Source organism: Kitasatospora sp. NPDC043950 (genome assembly GCF_056435345.1).
Window position 1 is genome coordinate 14,317 of sequence record NZ_JBWKER010000007.1, and the last position, 14,740, is coordinate 29,056.

The 14,740-nt window shown below is 71.8% G+C and carries 15 protein-coding genes and 1 pseudogene; 5 read left to right on the forward strand and 11 right to left on the reverse strand.

The genetic code is table 11. The annotated features are described in order from the left end of the window. Positions 1-47: 47 nt before the first annotated feature. The 8 genes and pseudogenes from ligA to AC07BF_RS06755 form a co-directional block, all read right to left on the reverse strand. Positions 48-2,342, reverse strand: coding sequence for an NAD-dependent DNA ligase LigA (gene ligA, locus AC07BF_RS06720; protein ID WP_478333057.1), 2,295 nt, complete (start codon positions 2,340-2,342; stop codon positions 48-50). A 22-nt stretch (positions 2,343-2,364) separates the two neighbouring features. Next, positions 2,365-3,375 (reverse strand): methionine synthase, encoded by a 1,011-nt coding sequence (locus AC07BF_RS06725; RefSeq protein ID WP_478333040.1) that lies wholly within the window; start codon positions 3,373-3,375, stop codon positions 2,365-2,367. A 34-nt stretch (positions 3,376-3,409) separates the two neighbouring features. Further along, entirely contained in the window at positions 3,410-4,099 is a 690-nt protein-coding gene (locus AC07BF_RS06730; RefSeq protein ID WP_363582130.1) for an SDR family oxidoreductase, read from the reverse strand. A 13-nt stretch (positions 4,100-4,112) separates the two neighbouring features. After that, positions 4,113-4,637: an LOG family protein gene (locus tag AC07BF_RS06735; RefSeq protein ID WP_400331119.1), complete on the reverse strand. Its 525-nt coding sequence runs from the start codon at positions 4,635-4,637 to the stop codon at positions 4,113-4,115. Between the two features lie 289 nt (positions 4,638-4,926). Beyond that, positions 4,927-5,904 (reverse strand): hypothetical protein, encoded by a 978-nt coding sequence (locus tag AC07BF_RS06740; RefSeq protein WP_478333041.1) that lies wholly within the window; start codon positions 5,902-5,904, stop codon positions 4,927-4,929. A 337-nt stretch (positions 5,905-6,241) separates the two neighbouring features. Continuing rightward, a pseudogene (locus tag AC07BF_RS06745) lies at positions 6,242-6,316 on the reverse strand (HD domain-containing protein); the annotation flags it as partial. Positions 6,317-6,395: 79 nt separating this feature from the next. Further along, on the reverse strand, positions 6,396-6,908 hold the full coding sequence (locus tag AC07BF_RS06750; protein WP_363633237.1) for an NUDIX hydrolase: 513 nt from the start codon (positions 6,906-6,908) through the stop codon (positions 6,396-6,398). Next, positions 6,905-8,167 (reverse strand): helix-turn-helix domain-containing protein, encoded by a 1,263-nt coding sequence (locus AC07BF_RS06755; RefSeq protein WP_478333042.1) that lies wholly within the window; start codon positions 8,165-8,167, stop codon positions 6,905-6,907. The genes AC07BF_RS06750 and AC07BF_RS06755 overlap by 4 nt, the downstream gene beginning before the upstream one ends. A gap of 153 nt (positions 8,168-8,320) precedes the next feature. Between AC07BF_RS06755 and AC07BF_RS06760 the strand changes: the two genes are divergently transcribed. From AC07BF_RS06760 to AC07BF_RS06775, 4 genes are all read left to right on the forward strand, one after another. After that, on the forward strand, positions 8,321-8,809 hold the full coding sequence (locus tag AC07BF_RS06760) for an ATP-binding protein (RefSeq protein ID WP_400806285.1): 489 nt from the start codon (positions 8,321-8,323) through the stop codon (positions 8,807-8,809). Next, entirely contained in the window at positions 8,806-8,997 is a 192-nt protein-coding gene (locus tag AC07BF_RS06765) for a hypothetical protein (RefSeq protein ID WP_478333043.1), read from the forward strand. The genes AC07BF_RS06760 and AC07BF_RS06765 overlap by 4 nt, the downstream gene beginning before the upstream one ends. 220 nt (positions 8,998-9,217) lie before the next feature. Beyond that, positions 9,218-9,355 carry a hypothetical protein gene (locus tag AC07BF_RS06770; RefSeq protein ID WP_400471434.1) on the forward strand — a complete coding sequence of 46 codons (138 nt, stop codon included), beginning with the start codon at positions 9,218-9,220 and terminating at the stop codon, positions 9,353-9,355. Beyond that, a complete protein-coding gene (locus AC07BF_RS06775; protein ID WP_478333044.1) occupies positions 9,352-10,527 on the forward strand; it encodes a methyltransferase domain-containing protein in 1,176 nt (391 codons plus the stop codon). The genes AC07BF_RS06770 and AC07BF_RS06775 overlap by 4 nt, the downstream gene beginning before the upstream one ends. 46 nt (positions 10,528-10,573) lie before the next feature. On the opposite strand, the gene mnmA is transcribed toward AC07BF_RS06775, so the two are convergent. Further along, positions 10,574-11,710, reverse strand: coding sequence for a tRNA 2-thiouridine(34) synthase MnmA (gene mnmA, locus AC07BF_RS06780; RefSeq protein ID WP_478333045.1), 1,137 nt, complete (start codon positions 11,708-11,710; stop codon positions 10,574-10,576). Between the two features lie 51 nt (positions 11,711-11,761). Continuing rightward, a complete protein-coding gene (locus AC07BF_RS06785; RefSeq protein ID WP_363582110.1) occupies positions 11,762-12,943 on the reverse strand; it encodes a cysteine desulfurase family protein in 1,182 nt (393 codons plus the stop codon). Between the two features lie 280 nt (positions 12,944-13,223). Here AC07BF_RS06785 and AC07BF_RS06790 point away from each other — a divergent pair, with 280 nt between their 5' ends. After that, entirely contained in the window at positions 13,224-14,012 is a 789-nt protein-coding gene (locus tag AC07BF_RS06790; RefSeq protein WP_478333046.1) for an IclR family transcriptional regulator, read from the forward strand. Here AC07BF_RS06790 and AC07BF_RS06795 read toward each other — a convergent pair. Further along, on the reverse strand, positions 13,918-14,577 hold the full coding sequence (locus AC07BF_RS06795; RefSeq protein ID WP_363582106.1) for a trimeric intracellular cation channel family protein: 660 nt from the start codon (positions 14,575-14,577) through the stop codon (positions 13,918-13,920). The two genes, AC07BF_RS06790 and AC07BF_RS06795, sit on opposite strands and share 95 nt — an antisense overlap. Positions 14,578-14,740: the final 163 nt, after the last annotated feature.

The following is a 14,740-nucleotide window of genomic DNA, read 5'->3' on the forward strand; positions in this document are numbered from 1 at the left end:
GCGACACCCGGTGACGTTGCATCAGGACGATAACAAGACGGGCTCGGTCACGCTCCGCTCGGGTCGGCCTCCGGAGCGGCCTCGGCGGGGGCCTCCCCGACCTCGGGCAGGCCGAGGTGGGCACGGGCCGCGGCCGCTCCGTCGGCGAGCAGCACGGCGAAGCCGGCGTCGTCCAGGACCGGCAGTCCGAGCTGAACGGCCTTGTCGTACTTGGACCCGGGGTTGTCACCGGCCACAACAAAATCTGTCTTCTTCGATACCGAACCGGTCACCTTCGCGCCGCGCGAGGTCAGCGCCTCCTTGGCCCCGTCCCGGGTGTGCCCGGCCAGGGTGCCGGTGACCACGACGGTCAGGCCCTCCAGCGGGCGCTCCGCCTCCTCCTCGTCGGCGGGCTCCTCGGTGAAGCGGACGCCGGCCGCGCGCCACTTCTCCAGGATCCCCCGGTGCCACTCCTCCTGGTACCACTCGACGACGGAGCGGGCGATGATCGGCCCGACCCCCTCGACGGCGGCCAGCTCCTCCTCGGTGGCCGAGAAGATCCGGTCGAGGTCCCGGAACTCCCGTGCCAGCTCCTGCGCCGCGACCGGCCCGACGTGCCGGATCGAGAGGCCGTTGAGGAAGCGCCACAGCGGACGTTCCTTCACCCTCTCCAGATTCTCCAGCAGCACGCCCGCCGTCTTCTTGGGCTCGCCCTTCTGGTTCGCGAAGAAGGTGGCCTTCTTCTCCTTGCCGGTGCGGTCGTCCAGCTTGGGCATGCCCGTCTTCTGGTCGCGGACCAGCACCTCGATCGGCAGCAACTGCTCCATCGTCAGGCCGAAGATGTCGCCCTCGTCCCGCACCGGCGCCTCTGCCGGCTCCAGCGGCTGGGTCAGCGCGGTCGCCGCGACATAGCCCAGGCCCTCGATGTCCAGCGAGGAACGGCCGCCCAGGAATGCGATCCGCTCGCGGATCTGCGCCGGGCAGAACTGCGCGTTGGGGCAGCGCAGATCGATGTCCCCCTCGGACATCGGGCGCAGCTCGGCCCCGCACTCGTGGCAGTGCGAGGGCATCACGAACTCCTGCTCGGTGCCGTCCCGCAGGCTCTCCACCGGGCCGAGGATCTCCGGGATGACGTCACCGGCCTTGCGCAGCACGATGGTGTCGCCGAGCAGCACGCCCTTGGCCTTGACGACCTGCTGGTTGTGCAGCGTCGCGTACTGCACCATCGAGCCGGCCACCTTCACCGGCTCGGCCAGCACCGCGTACGGGGTGGCCCGGCCGGTGCGGCCGATGCCGACCTTGATCGCGGCCAGCTTGCCGGTGACTTCCTCCGGCGGGTACTTCCAGGCGATCGCCCAGCGCGGGGACTTGGAGGTGGAACCGAGCCGCCCTTGCAGGGCGATCTCGTCCACCTTGACCACGACGCCGTCGATCTCGTGCTCGACCGAGTGCCGCTGCTCGCCGAAGTGCTCGATGAACGCCCGCACCTCGTCGAGCGTCCCGACCACCTTGTTGTGCCGGGCCGTCGGCAGGCCCCACGCGCGCAGCAGGTCGTAGGCGTGCGACTGGCAGTCGATGTCGAAGCCGACCCGGGCGCCGATGCCGTGCACCACCATGTGCAGCGGACGGGACGCGGTGACCAGCGGGTCCTTCTGGCGCAGCGAACCGGCGGCGGCGTTGCGGGGGTTGGCGAACAGGTGGACCAGCGCCTGCGGACGCCTGCCCTCCTTGGCGCGCTCCTCGTTCTCCGCCCGGCGGCGCTCGTTCTCCGCCGCCAGCGAGGCGTTCAGCTCCTCGAAGGCCTCGGTCGGCAGGTAGACCTCGCCGCGGATCTCGACCAGCTCGGGCAGGTCGTCGCCGGTGAGCTGCTGCGGGATCTCCTTGATGGTGCGGACGTTGGCGGTGATGTCCTCGCCGACCCGGCCGGTGCCCCGGGTCGCGGCGAGGACCAACTGGCCGCGCTCGTAGGTGAGGTTGACGGCCAGGCCGTCCACCTTGAGCTCGCACAGGTAGTGGTAGTCGATGCCGTCCAGCTCGCGGGCGACCCGGTCCGCCCAGGCCGCCAGCTCCTCGTCGTCCATGGCGTTGTCGAGGCTGAGCAGCCGCTCGCGGTGCTCGACCTTGGTGAAGCCCTCCGCGACGTCGCCGCCGACCTCCTGCGTCGGCGAGTCCGGCGTCACCAGGGCCGGGTGCGCGGCCTCGACCGCCTCCAGCTCGCGCATCAGGACGTCGAACTCGGCGTCGCTGACGACCGGGGCGTCCTGCACGTAGTACCGGGCGCGGTGCTCGGTGATCTCCACGACCAGCTCGGCGTGCCGCCTGCGCACCTCCGCAGGGACGTCCTCCCAGCCCTCGACAGCCACCACCGCAAGCCCTCCTACGTTCTCATTCCGGGTTGTCCACCAGGCTCTGCGCCGCCCGCGCCGCAAGCGACAGCGCCTTGCGCGCGTACGCCGGGGACGCCCCGGCCAGCCCGCAGGTCGGCGTCACCAGCACGCGGCGGCCCAGCAGCTCCGGGGCGAACCCGAGCCTGCGCCACAAGGTCCTGACACCCTGGACACTACCGGCCGGGTCGGACACCGCCTGGTCAGTGGAGGGCACGACACCAGCGAGGATCGCCGTGCCCGCCTCGACCGCCTCGCCCAGGTCGTCGTCGTCCCGCTCGGTCAGCAGTGAGAAGTCCAGCGAGACCCCGGCCACACCGGCCCAGCGCAGCAGCGGGATCGGCACGTCCGGCGCGCAGCAGTGCACGACGACGGGCACGTCCAGGCCCCGGATGGCCTCGCGCAGCACCTCCTCGGCGACCTGCCGGTCCACCGAGCGCAGCCGCTGGAAGCCGCTGGCGGTCTTCACCGAACCGGCCAGCACGGCGGGCAGCGAGGGCTCGTCGAGCTGGAGGACCAGTTGGGCGCCCGGGACCCGACTGCGGACGTCGGCGAGGTGGCGGCGCAGGCCCTCGGTGAGCGAACCGGCGATGTCCCGGCAGGCGCCGGGGTCGGAGAGCGCCTTCTCGCCGTACTTGAGCTCGATCGAGGCGGCCAGCGTCCACGGCCCGACGGCCTGCAGCTTGAGCGCGCCCTGGTAGCCCTGGGTGAACTCCTCCAGCGCGTCCAGGTCCTCGCGCAGCCAGGAGTGGGCGCGCCGGGTGTCCCGGCCGGGGCGGTCGGCGAAGCGCCAGCCGCTCGGCTCGGTCTGCGCGAACAGCTCGACCAGCAGGCCGGCGCCACGGCCGATCATGTCGGCACCCGGCCCGCGGGCGGGCAGTTCGGGCAGGAACGGCAACTGCTCCAACGCCCCGGTGGAGGTCTTGGCGGCCTCCCGGGCGTCGGTGCCGGGCAGCGAACCGACGCCGGTGGCGGCGCCGCGCAGGTCGGGGAAGGGCTGTGGGGTGCTCACCCGCCCGAGCCTAGTGCGCGGCGCCGCGCGCGTTTCAGCGCCCCGGGCGGACGGTGATGTCGGTGAGCTCCGCGTCACGGGAGGCGTCGAGGGCGGCGAGGATCGCCTTGGCCACCGACTCGGGGGCGATCCAGCGGTCCTCGTCGTAGGCCTTGCCCTCCTGCTGGTGCACCTTGGCCTGCATCGCGGTGGCGGTGCGGCCCGGGTAGACCGAGGTGACCCGGACGCCGTTCGGGTGCTCCTCCTGGCGCAGCGCGTCGGCCAGCGCCTTGAGGCCGTGCTTGCTCGCCGCGTAGGCCGACCACTCGGCATGGGCGGACAGCCCGGCACCGGAGTTGACGAACACCACGTGCCCCTTGACCAGGCGCAGCGAGGGCAGCAGGAGCCGGGTCAGCTCGGCGGGGGCGACCAGGTTGACGTTCAGCGTCTCCTGCCAGGCCTTGACCGACAGGTCGCCGACCGTGCCCAGCTCGACCATGCCCGCGACGTGCAGCACGGAGTCCAGCTCGACGGGCAGCGCCTGGTGGCCGAAGGCCCAGGAGAGCTTGGCCGGGTCGCCGAGGTCCCCGACCAGGGTCTTCGCCCCGGGGAAGCGCTCGCGCAGCTCGGCGGCGCGGCGGGCGTCGCGGGCCAGCAGCCAGAGGTCGTCCCCGCGCTCGGCGAGGCGTTCGGCGAGGACGGCGCCGATGCCGGAGCCGGCGCCGGTGATCAGATGAGTGGCCATGGTGGTGATCCTCTCAGGCCTTGAGCTGCGCGAAGACCTCGGCCGGGGTGTCGGCGAACCGGATCAGCTCGGCGAGCGGGCGGGGCAGGAAGCCCTCGGCGTCCATCCGCTCCATCTGCGTGCGCAGGCCCGTGTAGAAGCCCTCGGTGTCCAGGACGACCACCGGCTTGTCGAACATGCCGTGCTTCTTGAGCTCCAGCACCTCGGTCACCTCGTCGAGGGTGCCCAGCCCGCCCACGAGCACGACGATCGCGTCCGCCCGGGACGCCAGCTCCGCCTTCCGCTCGGCCAGGTCACGGGTCATGACCAGCTCGTCGGCACCGACGTACCCCTTGTGCTTCAGCATCTCGACGAGCACCCCGACCAGCCTGCCGCCCGCCGCCTTCACCTCGTCGGCCAGCAGCCCCATCAGCCCGGCGTTCGAGCCGCCCCACACCAGGGTGTGCCCGCCCTCGCCGAGGAGCCGGGCGAATTCGGCGGCGGGAGCGGTGTAGCGGTCGTCGAGCGAGTACGCGGAGCAGAAGACTGTGATGTTCATAGTGCCATCTGGTCTATCACGCCCCGGCGCACTCACTCACCGGCTTTAGGCCTCGGCCAGCCTCCCTCCGAGCATCATGCCGTCCTCTCCGGAGGGTGTGCCGGCGGCCGCGGCGAGTTGCCGATTCGGCCTTCGGGCTGCTGAGAGCTGGTAGCAGTCCACCTCCCGGGCCCGGGCAGTCACGTTGTCCCGTGCGAGGAAGCCGCGCAGCCGGCACTGCGAGTATGCCAGGAGCGTTCGATCCGGCCGGGTCGACAGGGTGATCGTCCCCCTTGGCCGGCACTGCTGCTCACGCGCAGGAGGGCAGGAGCCCCCGGCCCGGGTGGGCGTGTCGGTCCGAGAGGACACCCAGGACGGCGACCAGAGCGGCAGCGAGACGGTCCGCGGGGTCGGCGCCGGGCGTGTTCTCGGGCCGGTGGGACGCCAGGCGGGCGGCCAGACAACCCGGGGACGCCCAGCCCGCCCGGACGGCCATGGTGGTGAACCGGCGCAGCAGGTCGTCCTCCGGGACGGCGCGGGCGGGCTCCTGGAGGTCGGGCGGCAGGTGCTCGGTCATCCGCTCCCAGCCCGTGGGGTCGGGCGGCGGCGGCAGCGGTGCCGGTGCGGGCTGTTCGCTCGCGCGCGGAGTGGTACCCGTCACTACAACAGCAACCATCTTCTTGTCCTGGTAAGGGACTTCCTGGTTGCGTCCGCACGTGCGGAGCGACGAGCCCGCACGTGCGGATTTGTCCGGCTCCGCACGTGCGGACTTCCGTTCGCCGCAGCGCGGCCTCGGCAGCGCCGCAGGTGCGGACTTCACCGACTCCGCACGTGCGGACTTACCGGCGGCGCAGCGGAGTTGCTCCTGCTTGACGCGCCGGGCGTCGGCGCGCAGGACGGCGAGGGCGGCGTCCCAGTCGGGGACGCCGCCCAGGGGCACGGTGACGGCGTAGCCGCGAACCCGGATGCCGGAGGGGCCGTGGACGAGGGCCATGACCCCGGCCGCCTCGGCGGCCCGGTAGAAGCCGGGGACGGAGTCCTTGGAGACCCGGCAGGCCCGGGAGAACCAGAGGTTGGACGGCGGGCAGTGGAGGTTGGTCCCGTCCGCGTCGGCCTTCTGCGCGGCGTGCATGAGGAAGAGGACGAAGGACGGCCCGAGGGACTTCCAGGGCCCACCGGTCGGGACGCTCTGCATCCACTGCCCGATGCGGACCCGGAACTCGTTGGCGGGCGGGGTGCCGGTGGGGCGGGAGAGGGCGAGGGCTTCGGTGGTGACGGCGACGGGCACGTTCGGCCTTTCGTGGCCGATATGCGAGCCGGAGCGCGTCCGGGCTGGCATACTGGCCGAGGTGTTATGCGCGTGCGCCGGAACCGCCAAGTTTACGGGCGTACGCGGGAATGGCCACCGCCCAACTGGGCGGTGGCCATTGCAGTTTACTCCGACAGATCAGCGGATTTGACGGACAGTCATGAATTCACTGCGGCGAGTGCTCGCGCATGAGTTCGGGATGCACGCTACGCGAGGTAGGCCTGCTGCCACTCCAGCGAGGTCATCGACAGTGCCGCCTCGGCGAGTTGGCGGGCGGACTCGGTCTTGAGGCTGCCGAGACTGCTGTCGATCCACAGGAGTGCTCCGCGATGGTCTCGGGATCCTTCACCCCGGCGATCCACCAGCCCGACCGCTTCGCCCGCTTGAGCATCCCCGCCTCGAAGAGGTACCCGCCGCGCCCTTTGCCTGCCGTTCTCAACCATGGCCGTCCTTCTCCTGTCCCGGATCCATCACCACGTCTCCACCCCGTCCCGCAGATACCGTGAGCCGCCATCCGCGATCGCTCTCACAGCCGCGTTCAGCCGGTTCCGCTGGCGGGTTCGCAGCCGGTCGGCGGCCTCCGGCGCGGACAGGAAGACGGCCTCGGACAGTTCGTCGTCGTGCGGCCGCACCCGCGCGGCCAGGTCGGACGAGAGGGTGCCCGCGTCGAAGATGAACGCGATCTGGTCGTCCCACGGGCCGTGCGGGGCAACCCAGTCCACGACCAGCAGGCGGTGGACCGTGATCTCCAGGCCCAGTTCCTCGCGCAGTTCCCGCACTGCGGCCTCGTCCGGCGACTCATTGGCCTCAGCCATCCCTCCGGGCAGGTCCCAACCCTCCTTGTAGGTCGGGTTGACGGTCAGGATGCGACCAGCCTGGTCGCGCAGGATCACGTCCGCAGAGACGCGCTTGCGAGCCTGCCGGGCATTGCCCTCGGCGAGGTAGGCGTGCCAGGCATCGGTGTCGGTGGGTGCGGGTCTCACGTTGAACCTCCCCGAGGCGACGGGATGATGTCGGCGAGCAGGAGCAGCCGGGCTCTGCGCGCCTCATCGAATCGTGCCAGGTATTCACGCACCGGGCCGTACTCGCGGTACCGCCCGAAGAGTTCACCGAGGCCATCCATCTGATGGACGACTCGGACGGACCCGAGGGTCGGGCTGGTGGTCAGAAGTTCTGTTCCGACGCCGATTGCGGCGTCCAAGTCTCCGCAATCGGCGTGGATGCGTGCGAGGGTGATGCGGCTGAATGTGAGCGAACGCGCGCGGCCTTCTTCCCGTAGGACCACAGCCTGCTCACCGCATCGAAGGGCAAGCTTGGAGCGGCCCAGGTCGCTGAACGCCAACGCGGACTCGCTGGCGAGGGTAGCGTCGTCGAAAGGGCTCAACCACGGATGCTCATCATCAGCTCCAACCGCAAGTGCGGTGTGAGCGTGGTCGAGTGCCCGCGCCGCCGGACCGTGCTGCCGAGAGGCTGCCAACGCTCGGGCCATCATGGCGTTCAGCCGAGCCATGAGGCCTGGCAGATGCGGGCCCTGGCAGGCCATTTCGATGCCGACGGTAGCCCAGTGCACGGCCTCCGCCGAATCGCCGGCCTGGAGGGAAAGGTGGCTGGTGCTGGCTGCTACGTGTGCCATCAACGGCAGATCGCCGGAGGCGCGGGCGAGAGGGAGCGCGCGAGCGAAGTGCCGGGCAGCCAGGTCGTCACGGCCGGAGTCGTGGGCCATCCAGCCGGCCATCTCAGTGAGCGCAGCGGCGGCAGCGAACACCTGCGGGCCGCTCGCAACATCGACCAGACGCGGCGCAACCTTGCCGGAGAGATGGTGAACCACAGCCGAGTACAGGCGTCCACCTCCCGCCTGCCGATCCGCACGGCGAAAGGCATCCACGGTGGCCAGGTCGTCGCCGTCGGCTTCCGGTAAAGCCTGCGCAAGGGGCGAGGGTCCAGGAGTGGCGTCCGGCTCCCATGACCTGCGGGCAAGACCGAGCAGTTGCCCCGGAATGTGGAAGGCGTCGGCGATCTGCTCGAACAACGCCAACTTCTCGACCCTGGTCTTGCCGTTCATGTAGTCGTAAAGCCGTCCCTGGCTGATCTCCACAGCGGCTGCAATCCGCCGGGTACTGATGCCGCGCGCGTTGAGGAGCCGGAATACGGCGCCCATGTCGCGGGTCGCACACGCTCGCAGCAGACGCTCGTCCTGGAGTAGCCCAGCGGCCACTTCACGCACACTTGGCTGAACACCCATGGTCTCGCTCCCCTTACAGCGTGTACTGATCGTAGGTCCACGGTGCCAGCCCTGACTCCGATTTGGAGTCACCGGATCGGAGTCTCCTGCGACCGCAACGTGACCGTTGAATGAGCATCAGCCGCCCTGATCCATCCACGGGAGCGAATCTTGATGTCTCCACTCACCGCTTTGCCGACCAACGTGATCGGCTGCACTGGGGAAACGCTGCTGACTGCCGTCGCTACACCGGATACCGCTCGCTTCACCACACCGGCGACCATCCGCCTGCCGTACCAGGCCGAGTCGGTGGGCGCCGCGCGTCGGTTCGTCGTGGCGAAGCTTCGGGAGTGGGGGTTGGACGATCTGGTGGACGATGCCTCCCTGATCGCCAGCGAGTTGGCCACCAACGCCGTCAGGACCGGCTGTCAGACACGCATGATTGTCGCCGTGCGCCGCCCGAGCGACCGAATCATCCGCATCCTCGTCGGTGACGGCTCTTGCTCGATGCCCGTGATGATCCAGGCCGGGCCCGACGCCACGTCGGGTCGAGGCTTGGCGATGGTCCACCGGCTCACCCAGGGCCGTTGGGGCGCCAGCCCCCGCCCGTTCGGGAAGGTCGTGCACGCCGACCTCCCGACGCCCAAGCCGACCTCTCCGTGAGCCGGCAGCCGCCGGACGACGGTTTCGATCCCGAAGACGCGCCGCCGTCCGTTTCCGACCCCGATCCCGATCCCGATCCCGATCCCGATCCCGATCCCGACCGAGTCTGGGCTGCCCTGGGGGTGTCCGCCGCTGCCGGGCTGCACATCGTCGTTGCGGCCCTGATTCTGATCAACCGCGCCCACTGAAACCCCCGCCCGTGCCGCCGGGCCAGCGGCACGGGCGGCAGGCAGTAACCCCACCGGCTCCCGCCGTCCGGCGAAGTGGCAATCCACGGTCGACAGCGGAGGCATCCCCGAGGGCGGTCGCGCGCCCTCGGGGAGCTGCCGCCCGGTATACCCGAGGCGGCTGAGCATCACCCGGCAGGCATCCGCCTGTCGCAACCAACCAGCACACGGAGGTACAGAGATGGGTAAGCGCAGCGGCGGCTCCGGCGACGGCCAGGGCGGCAAGCAGCAGGATGACTCCAACAAGGGCGCCGGACACGGCGGCGGGGGCTCCGACGAAGGCGGCAACAGCAGCGACGGCAAGGCCCCGGCGGAGTGACCGGCGAAACGCACCAGGAGGCGGGCCCCCAGGGGCTCGCCTCCGCGCTGGTGGCCGGCGGCGCACTCTCCTCAGACTGGCTCCCCTCCTTCAACGCGGTACCCCGCGAGCTGTTCGTCCCGGACCGCATCTGGCCGGGCATCGCGGACGGCACCCGCCAGAACCCCGTGCTGTACCGGTCACAGGACCCCGAGGCGTGGCGCAGGGCCGTCTACTCGGACATCCCGCTGACCACCCAGTGGGACGACGGCAACCACCAGGGCGACGGGCTCGGCACCACCCCGAGTTCCTCCAACTCCATGCCGACCATGGTGTTCTCGATGCTCCAGGACCTCGACGTCCGCCCGGGCCACAAGGTGTTGGAGGTCGGAGCCGGCACCGGCTGGAACGCGGGCCTCCTCGCCCACCGCCTGGGCAACCACAACGTGGTGACCGTCGAGTACGACCCTCACGTCGCACGCGGCGCCCGCGAGAACCTGCACCGGGCCGGACTCGCACCGACCGTGATCGAGGGCGACGGACGCCACGGCTGGCCGGACGACACCCCCTACAGCCGGATCATCGCCACCTGCTCCCTGCTGGAGATCCCTCCCGCATGGCTGGAACAGACGGCCCCCGGCGGAATCATCGTCGCCCCGTTCGGCACCGAGTACGGCGGCGAGCAGATCATCCGTCTGACCGTGAACGACGACGGGACCAGCGCGAGCGGCAAGTTCACCCGAGGCTCCGCGTTCATGCGACTCCGCCACCAGCGCACGGACCGGCCGTCGTTCGACGCCTACCTGCACGGGAAGGAGTGGCCAGCACACGGGGTGCGGAGCACCACCAGTCTGTCCCCTCGGGCCACGGGCGGGTGGTTCGAGCAGTTCGTCATCGGATCCGGCGTACCCGGTACGTTCTGGCGGACAGAGCGCTACGACAACGACGCCTACACACTGTGGCTCTACAGCCGCGACACCCTCTCCTGGGCCTCCGCCGACTACGAGCGCGACCGCACGAGGTACGAGGTGTACCAGTCCGGCCCCCGGAACCTCTGGGATGAGCTGGAAGCGGCCTACCGGTGGTGGGCGGACCAGGGCCGCCCCGGGTACGAGCGGTTCGGCCTGACGGTCACCTTGGAGGGCCAGCACGTCTGGCTGGACTCCCCGGGCAACCCCGTCCCGCAGCACTGAGCGAGCCCGGCCGTCCGCACCGGACGGCCGGGCACTCGGAGCCGGACTACGCCCGGACTGCCGGGCGCTCGGTGCCGGCGATGGTGGCGGAGCCGACGACGCGGGTGCCGTCGTACAGCACCACGGCCTGGCCGGGGGCGATGCCGCGCACCGGGCTGTCCAACTTCACCCGCAGCTCGCCGTCCACGACGGAGGCGGAGACCGGCACCTCCTCGCCGTGGGCGCGCAGTTGGGCGGTGTACCGGCCGTCGGCGAGCGGCTCGGTGCCGCACCAGCGCGGCCGGATCGCGGTGAGCCCGGTGACGTCCAGGCCCTCGATCGGGCCGACGGTGACGGTGTTGTTCACCGGCGAGATGTCCAGCACGTAGCGGGGCTTGCCGTCCGCCGCCGGGCGGCCGATCCGCAGGCCCTTGCGCTGGCCGATGGTGAAGCCGTACGCGCCGTCGTGCTCGCCGAGCTTGGTGCCGTCGGCGTCGAGGATGTCGCCGGTGGCGGTGCCGAGGTGCTTGGCCAGGAAACCCTGGGTGTCGCCGTCGGCGATGAAGCAGATGTCGTGGCTGTCCGGCTTCTTGGCGACGGCCAGGCCGCGGCGCTCGGCCTCCTCGCGGATGACGTCCTTGGTGGTGTCGCCGAGCGGGAACAGCGAGTGGGCGAGCTGGTCGGCGTCGAGCACGCCGAGGACGTACGACTGGTCCTTCGCCGCGTCGACGGCGCGGTGCAGCTGGCGCTCCCCGGACGGCAGGTCGACGATCCGGGCGTAGTGGCCGGTGCAGACCGCGTCGAAGCCGAGCGCGATCGCCTTGTCGAGCAGCGCGGCGAACTTGATCTTCTCGTTGCAGCGCAGGCAGGGATTGGGAGTGCGGCCGGCCGCGTACTCGGCGACGAAGTCGTCGATGACGTCCTCGCGGAAGCGCTCGGCGAGGTCCCAGACGTAGAACGGGATGCCGATCACGTCGGCCGCCCGCCACGCGTCCCGGGAGTCCTCGATGGTGCAGCAGCCGCGGGCCCCGGTGCGGAAGGACTGCGGATTGGCGGACAGCGCCAGGTGGACGCCCGTCACCTCGTGCCCCGCTTCGACGGCGCGGGCGGCGGCGACGGCGGAGTCGACGCCGCCGGACATCGCCGCGAGCACGCGCAGACGGCCGGTGGACGGAGCGGTCGGGGCACCCGGGAAGTCAGTCATGGTGACTACAAGAGTACGGGGCCGCCGTCCATGCCCGGCCGCCCGGAGGAACTACCGCCGCACCGAGGCCAGCCCCGCATTGTGGGCCCGCTGGACGGCCGGGGCGAGCGCCTCGACCAGCGCCGTCACGTCCTCGCGCACCGAGGTGTGCCCGAGCGAGAACCGCAGCGAGGCCCGGGCCAGCGCCGGGTCGACGCCCATCGCGAGCAGTACGTGGCTGGGCTGCGGCACCCCGGCCGAGCAGGCCGAGCCGGTGGAGCACTCGATGCCCTGGGCGTCGAGCAGCATCAGCAGCGCGTCGCCCTCGCAGCCGGGGAAGGAGAAGTGCGCGTTGGCGGGCAGCCGCCCCTCGGCGGCCGGGTCGCCGTTGAGCACCGCGGCGGGGACGGTGGCCAGCACGGCGGCGATCAGCTCGTCGCGCAGCGCGCCGAGCACGACCGCGTGCTCCGGCTGGCGCTCGACCGCGAGGGCCGCGGCGGCGGCGAAGCCGGCGGCGGCGGGCGCGTCCAGGGTGCCGGAGCGGACGTCGCGTTCCTGGCCGCCGCCGTGCAGCAGCGGGACGGGCGCGGCGCCGCGCGAGAGCAGCAGCGCGCCGATGCCGAACGGTCCGCCGATCTTGTGTCCGGTGACGGTGAGCGCGGTGAGCCCCGACTCGGCGAAGGAGACCGGGACCTGCCCGAGCGCCTGCACCGCGTCGGCGTGCATCGGGATGCCGTACTCGGCCGCGACGGCGGCGAGTTCGCGCACCGGCTGGACGGTGCCGACCTCGTTGTTGGCCCACATCACGGTGACCAGCGCGACCGAGTACGGGTCCCGCTCGATCGCCTCGCGCAGCGCCTGCGGGTGCACCCGGCCGAGCAGGTCGACCGGCAGGTACTCGACGTCGGCGCCCTCGTGCTCGGAAAGCCAGTGCACCGCGTCCAGCACCGCGTGGTGCTCGACCGGGCTGCACAGCACCCGGGTGCGGGCCGGGTCGGCGTCCCGGCGGGCCCAGTACAGGCCCTTGACGGCGAGGTTGTCGGACTCGGTGCCCCCGCCGGTGAGCACGATCTCGCTCGGGCGGGCGCCCAGCGAGTCGGCCAGCGACTCGCGGGCCTCCTCGACCACCCGGCGGGCCCGGCGGCCGGCCGCGTGCAGGGACGAGGCGTTGCCGACCACCCCCAGGTGCGCCGACATCGCGGCGATCGCCTCGGGCAGCATCGGCGTGGTCGCCGCATGGTCCAGGTATGGCATAACCATCCGATTGTAGAGGGCACTCCCCGGGCCCCGTCCCGGTGTGCGCACCGATCCGGCCACCGGACGTCCACCGGACGACTCCCGGGTGTCGCCCGGGCGGTTCCCGGACCGCGCGCCCACCGGACACCGGTGTCCGGCACCCGTTTGACCCACCGCGCGGGCGAGCGGTTAGCCTGACGAACGCTTCCCGCGGACGGGCCCCGGCCCGGCCCGCGGGCACGGCCCGGGATCACGTCCCACTCTCACTTCCCATCGGCGCGGACAGGAGCGGTGCGCCATGTCGCAGTCGGTCGACCGCGCCCTGACCCTGCTCGGGTCGCTCGGCGACGGGCCGGTCACCCTGGAGCAGGCCGCGACCAGCATCGGGGTGCACAAGTCCACCGCGCTGCGGCTGCTGCGCACCCTGGAGGAGCACGGCTTCGCGCAGCGCCAGCCCGATCTGCGCTACCGCCTCGGCGGCCGGGTGCTCTCACTGGCCCACCGGGCGCTGGAGGAGATCGACGTCCGGCAGGTCGCCGCGCCGTACCTGGCGGCGCTCAACGCGCGCTGCGGCTACACCGTCCAGCTGGCCGTGCTCCAGGACGGCGAGGTGCTGTACCTGGACGAGGTGGCCGGGAGCTGGGCCGGGCCGGGCACCGCCCGGGCGTCCCGGATCGGGCGGCGGGCGCCGGCCGGCGGGACGGCGATCGGCCGGGTGCTGCTGGCCGGGCTGCCCGAGGACGGCACCCCCGACGAGGAGTTGCCGGCCGAACTGGCGGCGGTGCGGCTGCGGGGCTGGGCGGCGGAGTCGGCCGAGCACCGGGAGCCGGTGACGTGCGTGGCCGCGCCGGTGGCGGGCAGCGGCGGCCGGACGGTCGCGGCCTGCGCGCTGAGCGCCCCGGCGAGCCAGGTGCCGCCGGCCGAACTCGCCCGGATGGTGCCGGAACTGCTCTGCACGGCGGAGGCGATCTCGCTCGCGTACGGCGGCTCGCCTACTCCTCGCTGGTGCGAGAACCGTTGCGGTGCCAGGCCCTCGGGGCGCGCCAGCCGTACTTCAGCGCGAGCATCCGCAGCCCGAAGGCGGTGAGCGCGGCGGCGGTGCCGGTGGCGCCGGTCAGCCGGTCGACGCCGATCAGCACCGCCACCAGGGCGGCGCCGACCAGGGCCGGGACGGCGTAGATCTCCCGGTCCCAGCGCAGCAGCGAGGGGATCTCGCCGGCCAGCACGTCGCGGATCACCCCGCCGCCGGCCGCGGTGACCATGCCGAGTGCGACGGCCGACACCGCGCCGAGCCCGTAGTCGTGCGCCTTGGCGGTGCCGGTGACGCAGAACAGGCCGAGGCCGAGGGCGTCCAGGGTCTGCACCGCCCGGTTGATCCGCTCGACCTCGGGGTGCAGGAAGAACACCACCAGCGCGGCGACCAGCGGGGTGATGAAGTACCCGAGGTTGCTGAACGCCGCGACGGGCGTCGCCCCGATCACCAGGTCCCGGATCACGCCGCCCCCGAGCGCGGTGACCTCGGCCAGCACCGCGATGCCGAAGATGTCCATGTTCTTGCGGACGGCGAGCAGCCCCCCGGAGAGGGCGAAGACGAAGATGCCGACGAGGTCCAGCGACTGCTGCACGTCGGAGGGGAAGATCTGCGAGGTCACCGAACAACTATGCCCCGTACGAAACCCTTCCCCCCTCCGCGTACGGCCGCGGTCCGTGGCCCCGCCTCGGACGCGCGGGCCCGGGCGACGACCGCCGCCGGTCCGGACACTCTGCGCAGAGTTGACGTGAACACCAAATTTCGACATATTCGCGAAATACTGC

Coding starts and splice junctions, on each gene's coding strand:
- AC07BF_RS06760 (WP_400806285.1), top strand. CDS start 8,321: ATGTCTCCACTCACCGCTTTGCCGACCAACGTGATCGGCTGCACTGGG.
- AC07BF_RS06770 (WP_400471434.1), top strand. CDS start 9,218: ATGGGTAAGCGCAGCGGCGGCTCCGGCGACGGCCAGGGCGGCAAGCAG.
- AC07BF_RS06790 (WP_478333046.1), top strand. CDS start 13,224: ATGTCGCAGTCGGTCGACCGCGCCCTGACCCTGCTCGGGTCGCTCGGC.
- AC07BF_RS06755 (WP_478333042.1), bottom strand. CDS start 8,167: ATGGGTGTTCAGCCAAGTGTGCGTGAAGTGGCCGCTGGGCTACTCCAG.
- AC07BF_RS06785 (WP_363582110.1), bottom strand. CDS start 12,943: ATGCCATACCTGGACCATGCGGCGACCACGCCGATGCTGCCCGAGGCG.
- AC07BF_RS06735 (WP_400331119.1), bottom strand. CDS start 4,637: ATGAACATCACAGTCTTCTGCTCCGCGTACTCGCTCGACGACCGCTAC.
- mnmA (WP_478333045.1), bottom strand. CDS start 11,710: ATGACTGACTTCCCGGGTGCCCCGACCGCTCCGTCCACCGGCCGTCTG.
- AC07BF_RS06730 (WP_363582130.1), bottom strand. CDS start 4,099: ATGGCCACTCATCTGATCACCGGCGCCGGCTCCGGCATCGGCGCCGTC.